This window comes from Sphingobium herbicidovorans (genome assembly GCF_002080435.1).
GTDB lineage: Bacteria > Pseudomonadota > Alphaproteobacteria > Sphingomonadales > Sphingomonadaceae > Sphingobium > Sphingobium herbicidovorans.
Map to the genome: position 1 here is coordinate 664933 of NZ_CP020538.1, position 14798 is coordinate 679730.

The following is a 14798-nucleotide window of genomic DNA, read 5'->3' on the forward strand; positions in this document are numbered from 1 at the left end:
GATCAAAACGACCGGGGTCGGCATAAAGCGCCATGGCCAGCCAATCGGAACCTATCGCGCCTCCCCCGGTCCATTCCACAGGGTCGCTCAGCCGCCGCATGATCGGCATCGCGGCGCTGTGGATCAGCGTCCTGTTGCTGGGTGGCGGGCTGGCGCTTGACCGGGTTCTGTCGGCGGCCATCACCCGCAATTTCGACGATGGCCTGAATTATGTGCTGACGGCTATGATCGCATCCGCCGAAATCGGCCCGGACGGCGAAGTGCTGTTCAACCGGCCGCTTGCCGACCAGCGCTTTCTGGAACCCAATAGCGGGCTTTATTACCAGATCAGTGCAAAGGGGCATGAGGACTGGCGGTCGCGATCCTTGTGGGACCGCGCGCTCAAGGTGCTGCCCGAGCATGAAGACCGTGGTTTCCATGTCTATGACAGCAAGCAGTTTCCTGGCGAGGACCTGCGGATCATGGAGAGGACGATCGTCCTGCCCGGCTCCAGGACCCGTTGGCTGTTCATGGTCGCTGCCGCCCGCGCCGGGTTGGACGATCAAATCCGCGCGTTGCGATCCACCCTGACGCAGAGCTTCGCGCTGCTGGCGCTGGGTCTGATCGTGCTGACGACGCTCCAGACGCTCTACGGTCTGCGGCCGCTTCGCCGGGTGCGCAGGGAAATCGTGCACATGCGCACCGGCGACAAAAACCGTGTGACCGAACCGATGCCGGCCGAAGTGCTGCCCATGGTAGAGGAACTGAACGCCCTGCTCGCCCATAATGAGCGGCAGGCCGAAGAGGCGCGCACCCATGCCGGCAATCTCGCTCACGCGTTGAAGACCCCACTGACGGTGATCATGAACGCCGCGACCGCGCAGGCCGACGATCTGGGCGAAACAGTGATCCGCGAAGCCACCACCATGCGTCGTCAGGTCGATCATCATCTCGCCCGCGCGCGCGCCGTCGGGCGACGCGGTGCGGCGCAGAGCCGGGCAGAGGTATGGGCCAGCCTGCAGGCTGTGGAGCGCGCGGTTCAGCGCCTCTATCCCGAAGCGCGCATCGACATGGATGGCGACAAGGGGGCCGCCGTCCGCGTCGAACGGCAGGATCTGGACGAAATGCTCGGAAACCTCGTTGAAAATGCCGCCAAATATGGCGGGGGCAGCGTGTTCGCGACGGTAAGCCGTGCCGGCGACATGGTGGAAATCATGGTCGAGGACGATGGCGCGGGCATCCCAAAGGAAGAACGCACGCGTATCTTCGATCGCGGCGTCCGGCTCGATTCGGGAAAGCCCGGCACAGGTCTTGGTCTTGCAATCGTGCGCGACGTCGCTGAAATCTACGGCGGCACGGTCGCCATGGAGGAAAGCGAAGATCTGGGCGGCCTGCTGGTGCGGCTGCGCCTTCCTGCGGTCTGATGCGGCGGACGCTTTATCTGAGCGGCGGATTTATCGCTCTGGCGCTCGGCGCGGTGGGCATCTTCCTGCCATTGTTGCCGACGGTGCCCTTCATGATCCTGGCCGCGTTCTGCTTTGCCCGGTCAAGCCCTGCGCTGGAAGCAAGGCTTCTGGATCATCGTCATTTCGGCCCGCACATTCGCCGTTGGCGTGAACAGGGCGCTATCAGCCGCCGCGGCAAACGCGCGGCCCTCCTGGCTTTTGGGTTCAGCGCAATGCTGGCTGTTCTTCTTGCGCCCTTCCCCTGGATGCTGATCCCGTTGGCAGCGGCGCTGATCGGCGGCACATGGATCTGGGGCCGCCCGGAAGGCGGCGCTTAGGTCAGTTCATCGTCAGGATCATGTTGCGAACCTGCGGAAAGACTTCCTTTTCCCACTTGCTGCCGGAAAAGACGCCATAATGGCCCGCCCCGATCTGCAGATGATGGCGTTTAAGATGCGGGCGCAGGCCCGTACATAGCGCATGGGCGGCGGCGGTCTGGCCCACGGCACAGATATCGTCCCTCTCACCCTCGACCGTCAGCAGAGCCGTCTTGCGAATCGCGCCCGGATTGACCAGGCGGCCGCGATGCTCGAGTTCCCCCTTGGCGAGCAGCATCCGCTGGAAAACGCGATCGATAGTTTCCAGGTAAAATTCAGCGGTCATGTCCAACACCGCGAAATATTCCTGATAGAAGCTCTTGATCTTTTCCGCTTCCACATCCTTGCCGTCGGCGAGCAGCTGATACAATTCCCGGTGCTGCGCGCCGTGGCGTTCCAGATTCATCGACATGAACGCCGATAGCTGGAGAAAGCCGGGATATACCTTTCGCCCCGCGCCCGGATAGCGCAGCGGCACCCGGGTAATCAGGTTCTTTTCGAACCAATCCATCGGCCGTTCATTGGACAGTTCATTGACCACCGTCGGCGCAGCGCGAGGATCGATCGGACCGCCCATCAGCGTCATGGATCGTGGCGTCGCAGCGTCGTCATCCTCCGCCATCAGCGCGACGGCGGCAAAGGCGGGAACGCAGGGCTGGCACACCGAAAACATATGGGCGCCCGGACCCATTTCCTGCAGGAAGGTGATTACATAATCGATATAGTCGTCAAAGCCGAAACGACCGGCCGAAAAGGGCACGTCACGCGCATTCTTCCAGTCGGTGATATATACGTCATGGTCGCGCAGCAATGTGCGTACCGTGCTGCGCAGCAATGTCGAAAAATGGCCGGACATCGGCGCGACCAACAGGACGCGCGGCTGTTCCGTTCCCACATCGTCCTTGGCGAAATGGAGAAGGTTGCCGAATGGCAGATCCAGCACAACCTCTTCTCGCACCGCAGCAAGAGTGTTGCCGCAACGCACCTCTTCAATATCGTAGGGTGGGCGCCTGTGGGTCAGCCTTGCCCCCTGGAATACATCCATCAGGGCGAACATGCGGCGTGACATGGGCCAGTCAGCTGCCGGACCTATCTTGTCCCGCAATCCCAAGGCCAATTGCGCACCGAAACGAGCCGGGGCGAGCATGTCTTCAAAAGCCTGGTAGCCGTTATACAGCATCATCATAATATGAATGGTGCCCCAAAATGTTCCCCCGGACCGATTCGGTCCCTTCCGTTCATTTATACCGCTTTTTGCATATTGCACTGCATCATGTTTGATGAAAGATAAGAATGAGTGGGAGGAATGTCATGGCCGCAGCGGAACTGACCATATCAAGCAAGGTATATTCCTCATGGTCGCTCAGGGGGTGGCTGCTGTGCCGATTGGCGGGGCTGCGCGTCTCTGAAAAGATGATCGCGCTGGAAAATCCGGAAAACCGGGCCGAACTGCTGCTGCTGACCCCTTCAGTGCTGGTTCCTCGCCTTACCCATGAGGGCGCGAGCGTATGGGACACGTTGGCCATCGCGGAATATCTGCACGAACTCTATCCCAATGCTGGCATGTATCCCAAGGACCGCATCGCCCGCGCCCATTGCCGGTCGATATCGGGTGAAATCCATTCCGGCTTCGCAAACCTGCGGTCGGCCTTGCCGATGAACCTGAAAATCAGGCACAAGAAATTCCCTATTTTTTCAGGCGCAAAACCCGACATCGAACGAGTCGAGGCGATCTGGACCGAATGCCTTTCCAGCTATGGCGGCCCTTGGCTGTTCGGCGACAGCCCTACGGTTGCCGACGCCATGTTCGCGCCGGTGGCCCAGCGTTTCCTGACCTATGCGGTTCAGCTGTCGGACAAGGCGGCGGGCTATTGCGACACGATCAACAGCTGGGACCTGATGCGCGAGTGGATCGATGACGCGCGCAACGAGCCTGACGAGGTGGAAGAACTCGACATCGAGTTCTGATCCTCCGCCCCCCGGTCACGCCCGCAACTGCGCCAGCCAGTCCCCGATCATGGATCGGCCAGCCGCGACCGCACCGGGGCCATGCTCATCATGATCGCGCCGCAGCGCAACGCCGCACTGTCTGGCGATGTCGAGATCGGCCCAGAAATGGGTCAGCCAATCCTCGAACCGTGGATCCTCGCCCATTTCGGCATGAAACTGCAACGCCAGCAGGTTGCGCCCCCGCCGAAACGCCTGATGTTCATAGGCGGAAGTGGAGGCAAGCAGCTCGACGCCGCGCGGCAATTCGAACGTATCGCTGTGCCAATGCAGCACCGGCACATCCTGAAGGTGCCGGAGCGGCGAATCGACGCCCGCGCCATTCAATGCGACCGGCGCGAAGCCCAGTTCCATGCTGTGTCCCGGATACACCCGTGCGCCAAGGGCCGCCGCAATCATCTGGCTGCCAAGGCACACGCCCAGCGTCGGCAAATCCTGCTCCAGCCGAGCGGCGAGTTTGCCGATCTGCGTGGGTATCCATGGATGCAGGTCATGCTCATAGACGCCCATCGGCCCGCCCATCATGATCAGCAGGTCAGGCGTGCATAGATCGATATGGTGAAATTCGGGGCCGGCGACATCGACCCGCTCAATCTCATAACCAGCGGCCTCGATAGGCTGGAGATACCCAGCCGCACCTTCTCTCGGCACGTGACGGATGATAAGCGCTTTTTTCATTGCCAGGCGAACCTAGCCAATCGGCGCAACGGCCACCACCTCAGCCTTTCTTGCGGGAATGATAATCCTGCTATTGACCGCCGGGGCCCTTCCTTCGGCTGATGCGCCACAGGGCCGTAAACCCGATGCAGCCCCAGATGATGTTCAGCACCATGGACGGGATAGCTCCATGCCACCAGGTATTCAGCACGAAGAAGGTGGCGCCCATAGCGTTCATCCACTGGAAGGCAGCGGAATCACCTGACAAACGGCCCGTCGACACGAGGATATAGGCGCCCAAGATCAGGAGCGCGCCGATCCAGCCGACCAGTTCCACGAAAATCGCCACGTGCCCCACCGCCTCATCATCTCCCGGCTCTTGCCGGGGAGACCGGTCTGCCAGATCCCGCGACAGCTTGTGGGGCACAGCGGATGCTGAAACAAGCTGCGCCTGCCACGCACAGGCACGCCGCATAAAAAAAGGCCCCCTCCATCCGAAGGGGGCCTTTTTTCAGATCATTTGGTCAGCGGATCAGGCCGCCAGCTTGCGCAGGACATATTGCAGGATGCCGCCGTTCAGGAAGTAATCCAGTTCGTTGACGGTATCGATGCGGCAGAGCGCGGTGAAGGTGAAGGTCGAGCCATCGGCGCGCTTCACGAGCACTTCGACATCCTGACGGGGCTTTAGGCCGGAAACATTCTGGATGGTGAAGGTCTCGTCACCTGTCAGGCCCAGCGTGTCCTTGCTCTCGCCATTCTTGAACTGGAGCGGCAGGACGCCCATGCCAACCAGGTTCGAACGGTGGATACGCTCGAAGCTTTCGACGATGACGGCGCGGACGCCCAGCAGGTTGGTGCCCTTCGCCGCCCAGTCGCGCGACGAACCGGTGCCATATTCCTTGCCGCCGATGACGACCAGCGGCGTGCCGTCAGCCTTGTGCTTCATCGCCGCGTCGTAGATCGGCATGATTTCGCCATTGTAGCGGGTCATGCCGCCTTCGACGCCATCCAGCATCAGGTTCTTGATGCGGATGTTGGCGAAGGTGCCGCGCATCATGACTTCGTGATGACCACGGCGCGCGCCGTAGCTGTTGAAGTCAGCCTGCGCCACCTGATGCTCGCTCAGCCACTTCCCGGCCGGCGAAGTCGCCTTGATCGAACCGGCAGGTGAAATGTGGTCGGTGGTGATCGAATCGCCGAACACGGCCAGCGGTTTGGCTTCGATGATGTCGTTGACCGGCGCGGGGGTCATGCTCAGACCCTCGAAATAGGGCGGGTTGGCGACATAGGTCGAACCCGCGCGCCAGGCGTAGGTCGCTGATCCAGTGACGTCGATCGCCTGCCAGTGCGCATCGCCCTTGTAGACATTGGCGTAGCGGGCCTGGAACATCGCGCGATCCATGCAGCCAGCCATCGTCGTCGCGACTTCGTCATTGGTCGGCCAGATGTCCTTCAGATAGACGTCCTGACCGTCCTTGCCCTTCCCGATCGGGGTGGTGATGAAGTCTTCGATCACCGTGCCCTTGAGCGCATAGGCCACGACCAGCGGCGGGCTGGCGAGGAAGTTGGCGCGGACGTCAGGCGACACGCGGCCTTCGAAGTTGCGGTTGCCCGAAATAACGGCAGCGGCGACCAGGCCGTTTTCGTTGATCGCCTTGCTGATCGGCTCGGCCAGCGGGCCCGAGTTACCGATGCAGGTGGTGCAGCCATAGCCGACGAGGTTGAAGCCCACGGCATCGAGATGCTCCTGAAGCCCGGCCTTGGCAAAATAGTCGGTCACGACCTGCGAACCGGGCGCCAGCGAGGTCTTGACCCAGGGCTTGGGCTTAAGGCCGAGTTCGTTCGCCTTCTTGGCGACGAGGCCCGCGGCGACCATCACGCCGGGGTTTGACGTGTTGGTGCAGCTGGTGATCGCGGCGATGGTGACGTCGCCGTCGCCAATGTCGAAATCCTTGCCCTCGACCGGAACGCGCTGCTGCGCCTTCTTGTAGACGTTGGCCATGTCGGCGTTGAAGACGTCATCGACTTCCGGCAGCGACACGCGGTCCTGCGGACGCTTGGGACCGGCAAGACTGGGGACGACAGTGGCGAGGTCCAGTTCCAGCGTATCGGTGAACACCGGCTCGACCGAAGGATCGATCCAGAAGCCCTGCTCCTTGGCATAGGCTTCGACCAGTGCGATATTCTCGTCGCTGCGGCCGGTCAGGCGCATATAGTCCAGCGTCTTGTCATCGATGCCGAAGAAGCCGCAGGTCGCGCCATATTCCGGCGCCATGTTGGCCAGCGTCGCACGGTCAGCGAGCGACAGCGAAGCGAGGCCAGGGCCGAAATATTCGACGAAGCGGCCGACAACGCCCTTGGCGCGCAGCATCTGTGTCGCAGTAAGCACCAGGTCGGTGGCGGTGACGCCTTCCTTCAGCTCGCCGGTCAGCTTGAAACCGACGACTTCGGGGATCAGCATGGAAACGGGCTGACCCAGCATCGCCGCTTCGGCTTCGATGCCGCCCACGCCCCAGCCCAGAACGCCCAGGCCGTTGATCATGGTGGTGTGGCTGTCGGTGCCGACGCAGGTGTCGGGATAGGCAACGGTCACGCCGTCAGGGCCTTCACTCGACCAGACGGCCTGCGCGATATTTTCCAGGTTCACCTGATGGCAGATGCCGGTGCCCGGGGGCACGGCGTAGAAATTGGCAAGGCTCTTGCTGCCCCACTTCAGGAAGTCGTAGCGCTCCATATTGCGCTGATATTCGATTTCCACATTCTGCTCGAACGCCTTGGGCGTGCCAAATTCATCGACCATGACCGAGTGGTCGATGACCAGGTGAACGGGGACCTGCGGGTTGATCTTGCTGGCGTCGGCGCCCAGCGCGGTCATCGCGTCGCGCATCGCGGCCAGGTCGACGACGCAGGGAACGCCCGTGAAATCCTGCATCAGCACGCGGGCCGGGCGATACTGAATCTCGCGCTCGGCCTTGCCCTTGTCATTCTGCCAATCGACAATCGCCTTGATGTCGTCAGTGGTGACGGTCACGCCATCTTCGAAACGGAGCAGGTTTTCCAGCAGCACCTTCATCGAGAAGGGAAGACGCGAAACGTCGCCCAGCTTGGCGGCGGCCTTCTTCAGCGAATAATAGGCAATGTCCTTGCCCCCGACATTCAAAGTGTCGCGCGTGCCGAGTGTATCCTGTCCGATGGCGGTCATGAGTCGTGCGTCTCCTCGCATTGCCCCGGCCAGGAGCGAGAGGAAAACGACATTCCACCATCGCCCGCCGCACCGCTAAAAATCGGCCGACAAGGTGGCGGGATGCGCCCCAACCGATGGCCGAAGCAGGTATGTCCCTTGATGCGCGCCGCCATAGCGCCTGCTCGCCTCAAGTCAAATGCGAAGGCGCGAAATGGGACGTTGGGCGAATCTTTCTTGTAGACGCCCCGGCCGCGCAGCGGATACATTGGGCCGTGGCCGCGTTCTGCAAAAGAGCGGGCTGCCAGGACACCCAAATGGGTCGCACGCTCTGACGTTTGTCGCTGCATCAATACGGCATTGAAATTATTTCTGAATTCTTCGCCTGATGTTCGAGAAATATATGTCTGAGGAGGAAGAGACGATGCGCCCAGCTTCGAGCCTCGCGACCGGTCAGTCATTTGACCCGGCCCTAAGGGGATACATCATCCATTACCACGTTGGGGAAGCCAATCATTGCCCCAGCTGCGGCCGCAGCCAGTGGCTTGTCGGTCGCATAATGGCCGAATGCGCCTATTGCGAAACTGCATTGCCGCTGGAAAACAACCGGGGCGTCGGCGCTTGCGCACGCTTCGTGCGAACCCATGCACCGGCGCAACCCGTTGGCGGAGGCGGTCCGACAATCGCCTGAGCTTTGGCCAATCGCCGCCGCAGGATTGAACTCACGCGGCGGCGACGCCTTCTACCTCGACCACGCCGTCGCCTGCGTAAAACCCCTGCACGCGCACGCGCTTTTCGACATGATCGACCGGCACGCGTAGCAGCACCAGCCGGAATGTTCCGCCTAGATCGCGCTGGAGCAGAAAACCGGCCTCGTCACGCAGCAACCTGCCCGTCTCATCCACTCCAGCGCCGACCTCAATCATGGCGTCAATCTATTGCGTTCTTGATCCCTTTTCCAGCCAACAGGCCAAGGACAAGGAAAATCACGAACAACGCGATCGCCAGGAAGAACAGGATCTTGGCAATTCCTACAAAGGTGCCCGCGGCGCCGCCAAAGCCAAGAATGGCCAGCACGGCGGCGATGACGAGCGAGATGATAGCGAGCTTGATCATCCTACGGTCCTTCTTTTAATTTCAGCCATGTATCTCGAACGGCTGATCCGCCCTCCAGTTCCGCCCGTCCTTGAACCGATGATGGGCATGCTGGAAAGCGACTATGGGATCGAAAAATATTTCAGCTATGTCGTGATCAAATCGCCCTTCATAAAACATCATTATCCGATCCAGCATCTGTTTGGTGAGCACAAATGATTGACGACCTGCTCGAACCCCTGATCGCCTTCCGCCGCGATATTCACGCGCATCCGGAACTGGGCTTTTGCGAGCATCGGACCGCAGGCCGCATCGCGGAACAGCTGCGGGCGCTGGGTCTGGAAGTGCATGAGGGGATCGGCGGCACCGGCGTCGTCGGAGTCCTGAAAAACGGCACATCCACCCGCAGCATCGGCCTGCGCGCAGACATGGATGCGTTGCCGATCCATGAGCAGACCAACCTGCCCTATGCCAGCAAGACACATGGCAGCTTCCACGGCTGCGGGCATGACGGCCATGTCGCCATGCTGCTGGGCGCCGCGCAGCATCTGGCGCGAAGCCGCAATTTCGACGGCACCGTCAACTTCTTCTTCCAACCTGCCGAAGAAGGGCTGGGCGGCGCGCGGGAGATGGTGAAGGAGGGGCTGTTCGAACGCTTCCCCTGCGAGCGTGTGTTCGGCCTGCACAACTGGCCGGACCTGCCCGCTGGCACGATCGCCACGCGCCCCGGCCCGATCATGGCCGCAGCCGACAGGTTTGAAATCAGCCTGGAAGGACGCGGTGGCCACGCCGCCATCCCGCAGGACACGCCAGACGCGATCCTGGCTGCCGCCAGCCTCGTCACCCAACTCAACAGCATCGTCGCCCGCCGCATCGCGCCGACCGCATCGGCGGTGCTATCCATCACCCAGATTCACGGTGGCCACACGCATAATGTGATCCCGGCGGAAGTGAGCGTCAGCGGCACCGTCCGCACCTTCGACGCCGCCGTGCGGGACGTGATCGAGGACGCCTTGCGCAAGATCGCCGCTGGCGTGGCGATGGCCCATGATGTGACCGCGCATGTGGATTATCAACGCTGCTACCCCGCCACGATCAACGATGCGCAGGCCGCGCAGGAGGCGTTGGAAGCCGCCAGGACCGTCGGCAATGCTCAAATCGCGCCCGAACCCGCCTTCACCTCCGAGGATTTCGCCTTCATGCTTCAGGCATGCCAGGGCGCCTATATCTGGCTCGGGCAGGCGAAGGCGGAAGGATCCGTGCCGCTCCACAATCCACATTATGATTTTAACGACGATGTGCTCGGCCTCGGCATCCGCCTGCACGTTGCGCTTGCCGAACGGCATCTGGCCAAAGGCTGAAGCCCTCGCCCTCCGCCAGAGCTTCCGCGACATTCAGAACCAGAAACGCACGCCCATGACGAGGCTGGCGGCCGACGCACGCTTGCCTTCCGCGCGAGCAAAGCGCGCCGTATCGCCCAGCTTGCGTTCCCAGTTGACCCCCACATAGGGCGCGAATTCGCGCGCGAATTCATAGCGCAGTCGCAGCCCCAATTCGATGTCGGACACGCCCGACCCGATCCCGAGTTCCGGCACATCCTGCGCGGCGATATTCACTTCGGCGGCCGGTTGCAGGATCAGCCGCTGGGTGATCCGCTGGTCATAGCTTGCCTCCAGCCGCAGATGCGCGTCCCCCTTGTGGGAGAGGAAAGCCTGCGCGCCCACTTCGAACCAATAGGGTGCAAGCCCGTCTACACCAATCACCGCATAGGTTCGGTCCGGACCAGCACCGAAATCGTGCCGCACGCCCGCTTCCAGGTTGAACCACGGATCGATCGCGCGGCTGTAGAGCGCCTGCGCCTCCGCGCTTTCCAGGCCGCCGCCCACCTCTCCCTCGCCCTCGGTCTTGAACGCGAAGCGGTTTATGTCGCCGCCGATCCACCCTTCGCCCTCCCAATGGTAGCCGTCGCGTCCCTTGCCCATCCGATATTCCAACCGGTCGAGCATCAACTGCGAAAAGGCCATGCCACCGCTTTCCTTGAGCATCGCCGCACGCGCGCGGGCCATGTCGGCCGGGCTGTAAAATGCTTCGGCGGCGTGATCGGTGGGGACAGGCGGCGCATCGCCCTTGGGGATGGCGTCATCTGTTGACGACATGGCGTGCCCGGCATGGGGATTATCATCCGAGGGCGCTTCAACAGGGGCCGGATGGGCCGAATGATCCTGCGGGGGCGGCTGCTGCTGCTCGGGCGCGCCATGATCCATCTGGCTGTGGTCCATCTGGCCATGGTCCATTTCCTGCGCCAGCGCGGGGGAGGATGCGGATGCCAGCATAAGGGCTGCGGCAATCATCCTCATACCGCCGCTCCCTCATGCCGGACGGTCACGACACGCATCATGCCCGTATGCATGTGCATCAGCATGTGACAGTGAAAGGCCCAGTCGCCCAACGCGTCGGCGGTTAGATCGAAACTCACCTTGCCGCCCGGCAGCACATTCACCGTGTGCTTGAGCGGATTATGCTCCCCAGCACCCGTCACCAGTTCAAAGAAATGGCCGTGCAAGTGGATCGGATGCGGCATCATCGTGTCGTTGATCAGGTTCACGCGCACCCGCTCCATATGGCGGAAGGCGATGGGATCGGCTCCGTCGGACAGCTTTACCCCATCGAACGACCACATATAGCGTTCCATGTTCGCGGTCAGGTGGATGTCCAGCGTCCGCGTGGGCGTGCGCCTGTCCTTGTTCGGCTCCAGCGATTTGAGGTCAGCATAGGTCAGCACCCGGTGCTCGACATTTTCCAGCCCGGTTGGCCGGTCAGCCGTCCGATCAGCGGGCATGGGGGAAAGGGTGGCGACGCCCGGCCCCATCTTCACCTGCGGCGCGACCGACTTGTCGCGCATCTTCATCGAATGGCCGGACATGCTGTCATTGGCGGGCTGGCTGAGGTCTATGACGCCCCCCTGCCCCATGTCCATCCCGGACATGTCCATCCCCATGTCCTTCATGCCCAGTAGCGGCCGATCCCGCAGGGCGGGCACCTCCGCCGCCATGCCGACGCGCGGCGCCAGCGTCGCCCGCACCAGCCCGGACCGGTCGATCGCTTCGGCGATCAAGCCATAGGCTTTCGCCTCCGTCGGCTGCACCACCACATCGTAGGTTTCGGCGATGCCGATCTGGAACTCGTCGGTTTCGACCGGCTGGACATGCTGGCCGTCGCACTGCACCACCGTCATCGGCAGCCCCGGCAGGCGCACGTTGAAATTCGTCATGGCCGACGCGTTGATGATCCGCAGCCGCACCCGTTCGCCCGGCGTGAACAGCCCGGTCCAATTCTCCGCCGTGCCATGTCCGTTGACGAGGAAGCTGTAGGTCGATCCCGTGACGTCCGAAATGTCGGTCGGGTCCATGCGCATCGCGCCCCATTCCAGCCGCTCCTTGGCGCTCTGGTCCTTACCCGCAAGCAGCCCGGCCAGCGTCTGCTTCTGCATGTTGAAATAGCCGCCCATCTGCTTGAGGCGCTTGAGCAGCACATGCGGATGAATGGGGCTCCAATCGGACAGCACGATCACATGCTCGCGCTCGCTGCGCACCGGGTCGGCTCCGGCGGGGTCAATAACGATAGGCCCATAATGGCCCATCGCCTCCTGCATCCCCGAATGGCTATGATACCAGTAAGTGCCCGATTGCCGGATCGGAAATGCGTAGGTGAAGGTTTCGCCCGGCCGGATGCCGGGGAAGCTGACGCCGGGAACGCCATCCATCTGGAATGGCACGATCAAACCATGCCAGTGGATCGACGTGTCTTCCTTAAGCCGGTTGGTTACGGACAGGCGGACATTCTGTCCTTCCTTCAACCTGATGAGCGGGGCAGGCAAGGCGCCGTTGATCGTCACCGCATGGGCCGACCGCCCGCCTGTGGAAAAATGGCTTTCGGCGATGGTCAGCGCGATATCCTCACCGCTCAGCACACCCGGCGCTGGCGCAAGTCCGGCAGTCCCGTTCTTCGCCCAGGTCGGAAGCGCGCGGCTCAAGGCCAGCGCACCGCCGAAATGGCCCAACCCACGGATCAAGCTGCGGCGATCAACATCATGTAAGGGGAAGGGCATGGGATGCTCTGCAAAAAAGGGAGTCGTTCAGATTTATACGCGTGTGGAGCCGTCACCCCTTAAAAATTCGGCCAGCTTTTGGCGGGCTCGATAAAGACGGGTCTCCACCGCCTTCTCGCTCAATCCCAGCGTCTGCGCCACCTCCGCCTGGCTCATCCCTTCGATCGTCCGCAACAGCAGCACATCCTTGAGATTGGCTGGCAAAGCAGCAATCGCCGCATGGATTCGCGCGAGCAGCGCCTGCGATTGCATCGCCTCCTCGGGCGTCGGCCCGTTATCGGCGACAGTCGCCGCTTCCTCCATCGGCCGTGCGAAGGTGAAAAAACGCCGCACCGCCCGCCGCCGCGCCCAGTCATGGCATTTGTTGATCGCGATCCGGGCGATCCATAGCCGGAAAGGCCGCGCCCCGTCATAGCGCGCCAGCGCGGCGAAAGCCGAAATGAACGTCTCCTGCGTGATATCAAGGGCCTCGGTCGCGTCGCCCGCATGTCCACGCGCCAGCCTGTAAACGCCATCACGATGCCGCCGCATCAATTCGCCATAAGCGGCCTGCTGCCCCGCCAAGGCCAGCTCCGCCAGCTCGGCATCACCTCGGTCGGCGAGTGAAGGCCTCACCGCGCAGGTTCGGTCAGGACCTTGACGACGGCGGCGTCGAACTGTGCCGCCTGATCGGGCCGCAAAACCGCGCGCATTGCAAATATGTGCTTCAGCGTCTCTTTCTGCAGCATTCCCATGACATGGTGCGTTCGATCGACGGCCTCGCTCACCTTCGGCCCATAGCCATGTTCGGCAGCTATAGCCTGCGCCAGCCGCGCGTTATCCGCGCGCATCTCGGCCTCCATCGCCGCCCGCCGTCTGGCGAAATCCATCTCCAGCGCATGAATGCGCCGCTCCTGCTCGTCATCCAGCTTCAGCTTTTGGTGGATCAGGGCATGCACCTCGCTCTCGACCCGCGGTTCAGGCGCGATCCATATGCGCGCGACCAGCACTGCCGCCAGCGCAGCCGCAAAGGCGACCAGCGCGACCAGCCCATATCGGCCCGCCCCCTTCATCCCCTATTGTCCCAATAGTTGCGAAGGCGCGTAATCGGACATGCCGATCACGACCGGCGCGGACGCCGCCTGTGCCGGAGCGCCGGGCACGACACTGCCGGCCCAGCCGATGCCGATCGCCACCATCCCCGCCAGCGCCAGGCTGCGCCGCGCGACGGCCCGCTCACGGCGAACCGCCGCGCCGGCCATCACCACCTCTTCCATCGCCTCAAGGCGCGGATCGGCGGGCAGCGCACGAACCTGGCTCAGCAATTGGTCGAGGTCGCTCATCACTTGCACTCCCGTTACATCCTCCAGGATACGCGTTGCAGGCGCCGATCCTTCATGCAAAAGTTTATGCCGGTTCGTCGAGGGGTGACAAAATCCGTTGCGTACTATCTCGTAACCGCAATCCGATTGGAGATCATTCCCATGCGTCGCATCCTGTTCACCGCCGCCATCGCGCTCGCTGCCTTGCCCTCCGTGGCGATGGCGCATCCCAAGCTGCTCTCATCCACGCCGGCGGCCAACGCCACCGTCGCCAAGCCGACCAGGCTGACCCTGACCTTCTCCGAAAAGCTGCTTGCGCCGACCAGCGGTGTTGATCTGACCATGACCGGCATGCCCGGCATGGCCAACCACGCGCCGATGCCGATCAAGGGCTTCAAGACCGCTGTCGAAGGCGATGGCAAGACACTGGCCGTCACCCTACCTCGGGCGCTTCCGGCGGGCAGCTACGACCTTAACTGGCACGTCGTTAGCGCCGACCAGCACAAGATCACGGGCAAATACAGCTTCTCGGTAAAGTAAACCGCGCCAATCGACGGCCCTCTCGCGCGCCGCCGATGGCCAGGAACTGGCGTCGGCCCGCACCCATTTGCGATTGTCGCTGACGCTGGAAACGATCCCGGCCGCGAC

General features: G+C 62.3%; 16 protein-coding genes and 1 pseudogene. 6 read left to right on the plus strand and 11 right to left on the minus strand.

The annotated features are described in order from the left end of the window. Window positions 1–98: 98 nt before the first annotated feature. Both B6S01_RS03200 and B6S01_RS03205 read left to right on the plus strand, forming a co-directional pair. Window positions 99–1403 (plus strand): sensor histidine kinase, encoded by a 1305-nt coding sequence (locus tag B6S01_RS03200; RefSeq protein WP_037462104.1) that lies wholly within the window; start codon window positions 99–101, stop codon window positions 1401–1403. After that, a complete protein-coding gene (locus B6S01_RS03205) occupies window positions 1403–1762 on the plus strand; it encodes a YbaN family protein (RefSeq protein WP_037462103.1) in 360 nt (119 codons plus the stop codon). Before B6S01_RS03200 ends, B6S01_RS03205 begins: the two co-directional genes overlap by 1 nt. Window position 1763: 1 nt before the next feature. On the opposite strand, the gene B6S01_RS03210 is transcribed toward B6S01_RS03205, so the two are convergent. Beyond that, a complete protein-coding gene (locus B6S01_RS03210) occupies window positions 1764–2987 on the minus strand; it encodes a polyhydroxyalkanoate depolymerase (RefSeq protein WP_037462100.1) in 1224 nt (407 codons plus the stop codon). Window positions 2988–3112: 125 nt separating this feature from the next. Here B6S01_RS03210 and B6S01_RS03215 point away from each other — a divergent pair, with 125 nt between their 5' ends. Then, window positions 3113–3769: a glutathione S-transferase gene (locus tag B6S01_RS03215; protein ID WP_037462098.1), complete on the plus strand. Its 657-nt coding sequence runs from the start codon at window positions 3113–3115 to the stop codon at window positions 3767–3769. Window positions 3770–3784: 15 nt separating this feature from the next. Here B6S01_RS03215 and B6S01_RS03220 read toward each other — a convergent pair whose 3' ends face one another. The 5 genes from B6S01_RS03220 to B6S01_RS03245 all read right to left on the minus strand — a co-directional run bounded on the left by B6S01_RS03220 (window position 3785) and on the right by B6S01_RS03245 (window position 8762). Further along, window positions 3785–4486 (minus strand): glutamine amidotransferase, encoded by a 702-nt coding sequence (locus tag B6S01_RS03220; RefSeq protein WP_037462095.1) that lies wholly within the window; start codon window positions 4484–4486, stop codon window positions 3785–3787. 70 nt (window positions 4487–4556) lie between these two features. Next, window positions 4557–4814, minus strand: a complete 258-nt coding sequence (locus B6S01_RS03225; protein ID WP_037462347.1) for a CBU_0592 family membrane protein — start codon at window positions 4812–4814, stop codon at window positions 4557–4559. Window positions 4815–4997: 183 nt separating this feature from the next. Next, window positions 4998–7667, minus strand: coding sequence for an aconitate hydratase AcnA (gene acnA, locus B6S01_RS03230; RefSeq protein ID WP_037462093.1), 2670 nt, complete (start codon window positions 7665–7667; stop codon window positions 4998–5000). Window positions 7668–8368: 701 nt separating this feature from the next. Beyond that, window positions 8369–8572, minus strand: coding sequence for a DUF5818 domain-containing protein (locus tag B6S01_RS03240; RefSeq protein WP_037462091.1), 204 nt, complete (start codon window positions 8570–8572; stop codon window positions 8369–8371). A 4-nt stretch (window positions 8573–8576) separates the two neighbouring features. Beyond that, window positions 8577–8762, minus strand: coding sequence for a DUF1328 domain-containing protein (locus B6S01_RS03245; protein ID WP_037462089.1), 186 nt, complete (start codon window positions 8760–8762; stop codon window positions 8577–8579). A gap of 81 nt (window positions 8763–8843) precedes the next feature. On the opposite strand from B6S01_RS03245, the pseudogene B6S01_RS03250 reads away from it, so the two are divergent. Both B6S01_RS03250 and B6S01_RS03255 read left to right on the plus strand, forming a co-directional pair. Further along, window positions 8844–8960, plus strand: a pseudogene (locus B6S01_RS03250) (Lrp/AsnC family transcriptional regulator); the annotation flags it as partial. Then, window positions 8957–10102, plus strand: a complete 1146-nt coding sequence (locus B6S01_RS03255; RefSeq protein ID WP_037462088.1) for a M20 aminoacylase family protein — start codon at window positions 8957–8959, stop codon at window positions 10100–10102. The pseudogene B6S01_RS03250 and the gene B6S01_RS03255, both read left to right, overlap by 4 nt. Window positions 10103–10135: 33 nt before the next feature. Here the strand turns inward: B6S01_RS03255 and B6S01_RS03260 are convergent, their stop codons facing one another. From B6S01_RS03260 to B6S01_RS03280, 5 genes are read right to left on the minus strand one after another with little or no spacing between them, the layout of a single operon-like run. Then, entirely contained in the window at window positions 10136–11098 is a 963-nt protein-coding gene (locus tag B6S01_RS03260; protein ID WP_037462086.1) for a copper resistance protein B, read from the minus strand. Next, window positions 11095–12849 (minus strand): copper resistance system multicopper oxidase, encoded by a 1755-nt coding sequence (locus B6S01_RS03265; protein ID WP_037462083.1) that lies wholly within the window; start codon window positions 12847–12849, stop codon window positions 11095–11097. The genes B6S01_RS03260 and B6S01_RS03265 overlap by 4 nt, the downstream gene beginning before the upstream one ends. 33 nt (window positions 12850–12882) lie before the next feature. Next, window positions 12883–13464, minus strand: a complete 582-nt coding sequence (locus B6S01_RS03270; RefSeq protein WP_037462081.1) for an RNA polymerase sigma factor — start codon at window positions 13462–13464, stop codon at window positions 12883–12885. Next, window positions 13461–13901 carry a periplasmic heavy metal sensor gene (locus B6S01_RS03275; RefSeq protein WP_037462079.1) on the minus strand — a complete coding sequence of 147 codons (441 nt, stop codon included), beginning with the start codon at window positions 13899–13901 and terminating at the stop codon, window positions 13461–13463. The genes B6S01_RS03270 and B6S01_RS03275 overlap by 4 nt, the downstream gene beginning before the upstream one ends. Before the next feature lie 3 nt (window positions 13902–13904). Continuing rightward, the gene (locus B6S01_RS03280; protein WP_037462077.1) at window positions 13905–14171 is read right to left on the minus strand and encodes a hypothetical protein; all 267 of its coding nucleotides are present in this window, start codon (window positions 14169–14171) and stop codon (window positions 13905–13907) included. Between the two features lie 141 nt (window positions 14172–14312). Here B6S01_RS03280 and copC point away from each other — a divergent pair, with 141 nt between their 5' ends. Next, window positions 14313–14690: a copper homeostasis periplasmic binding protein CopC gene (gene copC, locus B6S01_RS03285; protein WP_037462075.1), complete on the plus strand. Its 378-nt coding sequence runs from the start codon at window positions 14313–14315 to the stop codon at window positions 14688–14690. The last annotated feature ends 108 nt before the right edge of the window (window positions 14691–14798 follow it).

What these genes read in the sequence shown, in the direction of transcription:
- B6S01_RS03245 (WP_037462089.1), bottom strand. Translation starts at nt 8,762, where the DNA reads ATGATCAAGCTCGCTATCATCTCGCTCGTCATCGCCGCCGTGCTGGCC.
- B6S01_RS03215 (WP_037462098.1), top strand. Translation starts at nt 3,113, where the DNA reads ATGGCCGCAGCGGAACTGACCATATCAAGCAAGGTATATTCCTCATGG.
- B6S01_RS03255 (WP_037462088.1), top strand. Translation starts at nt 8,957, where the DNA reads ATGATTGACGACCTGCTCGAACCCCTGATCGCCTTCCGCCGCGATATT.
- B6S01_RS03260 (WP_037462086.1), bottom strand. Translation starts at nt 11,098, where the DNA reads ATGAGGATGATTGCCGCAGCCCTTATGCTGGCATCCGCATCCTCCCCC.
- B6S01_RS03275 (WP_037462079.1), bottom strand. Translation starts at nt 13,901, where the DNA reads ATGAAGGGGGCGGGCCGATATGGGCTGGTCGCGCTGGTCGCCTTTGCG.
- B6S01_RS03240 (WP_037462091.1), bottom strand. Translation starts at nt 8,572, where the DNA reads ATGATTGAGGTCGGCGCTGGAGTGGATGAGACGGGCAGGTTGCTGCGT.
- B6S01_RS03280 (WP_037462077.1), bottom strand. Translation starts at nt 14,171, where the DNA reads ATGAGCGACCTCGACCAATTGCTGAGCCAGGTTCGTGCGCTGCCCGCC.
- B6S01_RS03265 (WP_037462083.1), bottom strand. Translation starts at nt 12,849, where the DNA reads ATGCCCTTCCCCTTACATGATGTTGATCGCCGCAGCTTGATCCGTGGG.
- copC (WP_037462075.1), top strand. Translation starts at nt 14,313, where the DNA reads ATGCGTCGCATCCTGTTCACCGCCGCCATCGCGCTCGCTGCCTTGCCC.
- B6S01_RS03200 (WP_037462104.1), top strand. Translation starts at nt 99, where the DNA reads ATGATCGGCATCGCGGCGCTGTGGATCAGCGTCCTGTTGCTGGGTGGC.
- B6S01_RS03220 (WP_037462095.1), bottom strand. Translation starts at nt 4,486, where the DNA reads ATGAAAAAAGCGCTTATCATCCGTCACGTGCCGAGAGAAGGTGCGGCT.
- B6S01_RS03210 (WP_037462100.1), bottom strand. Translation starts at nt 2,987, where the DNA reads ATGATGATGCTGTATAACGGCTACCAGGCTTTTGAAGACATGCTCGCC.
- B6S01_RS03205 (WP_037462103.1), top strand. Translation starts at nt 1,403, where the DNA reads ATGCGGCGGACGCTTTATCTGAGCGGCGGATTTATCGCTCTGGCGCTC.
- acnA (WP_037462093.1), bottom strand. Translation starts at nt 7,667, where the DNA reads ATGACCGCCATCGGACAGGATACACTCGGCACGCGCGACACTTTGAAT.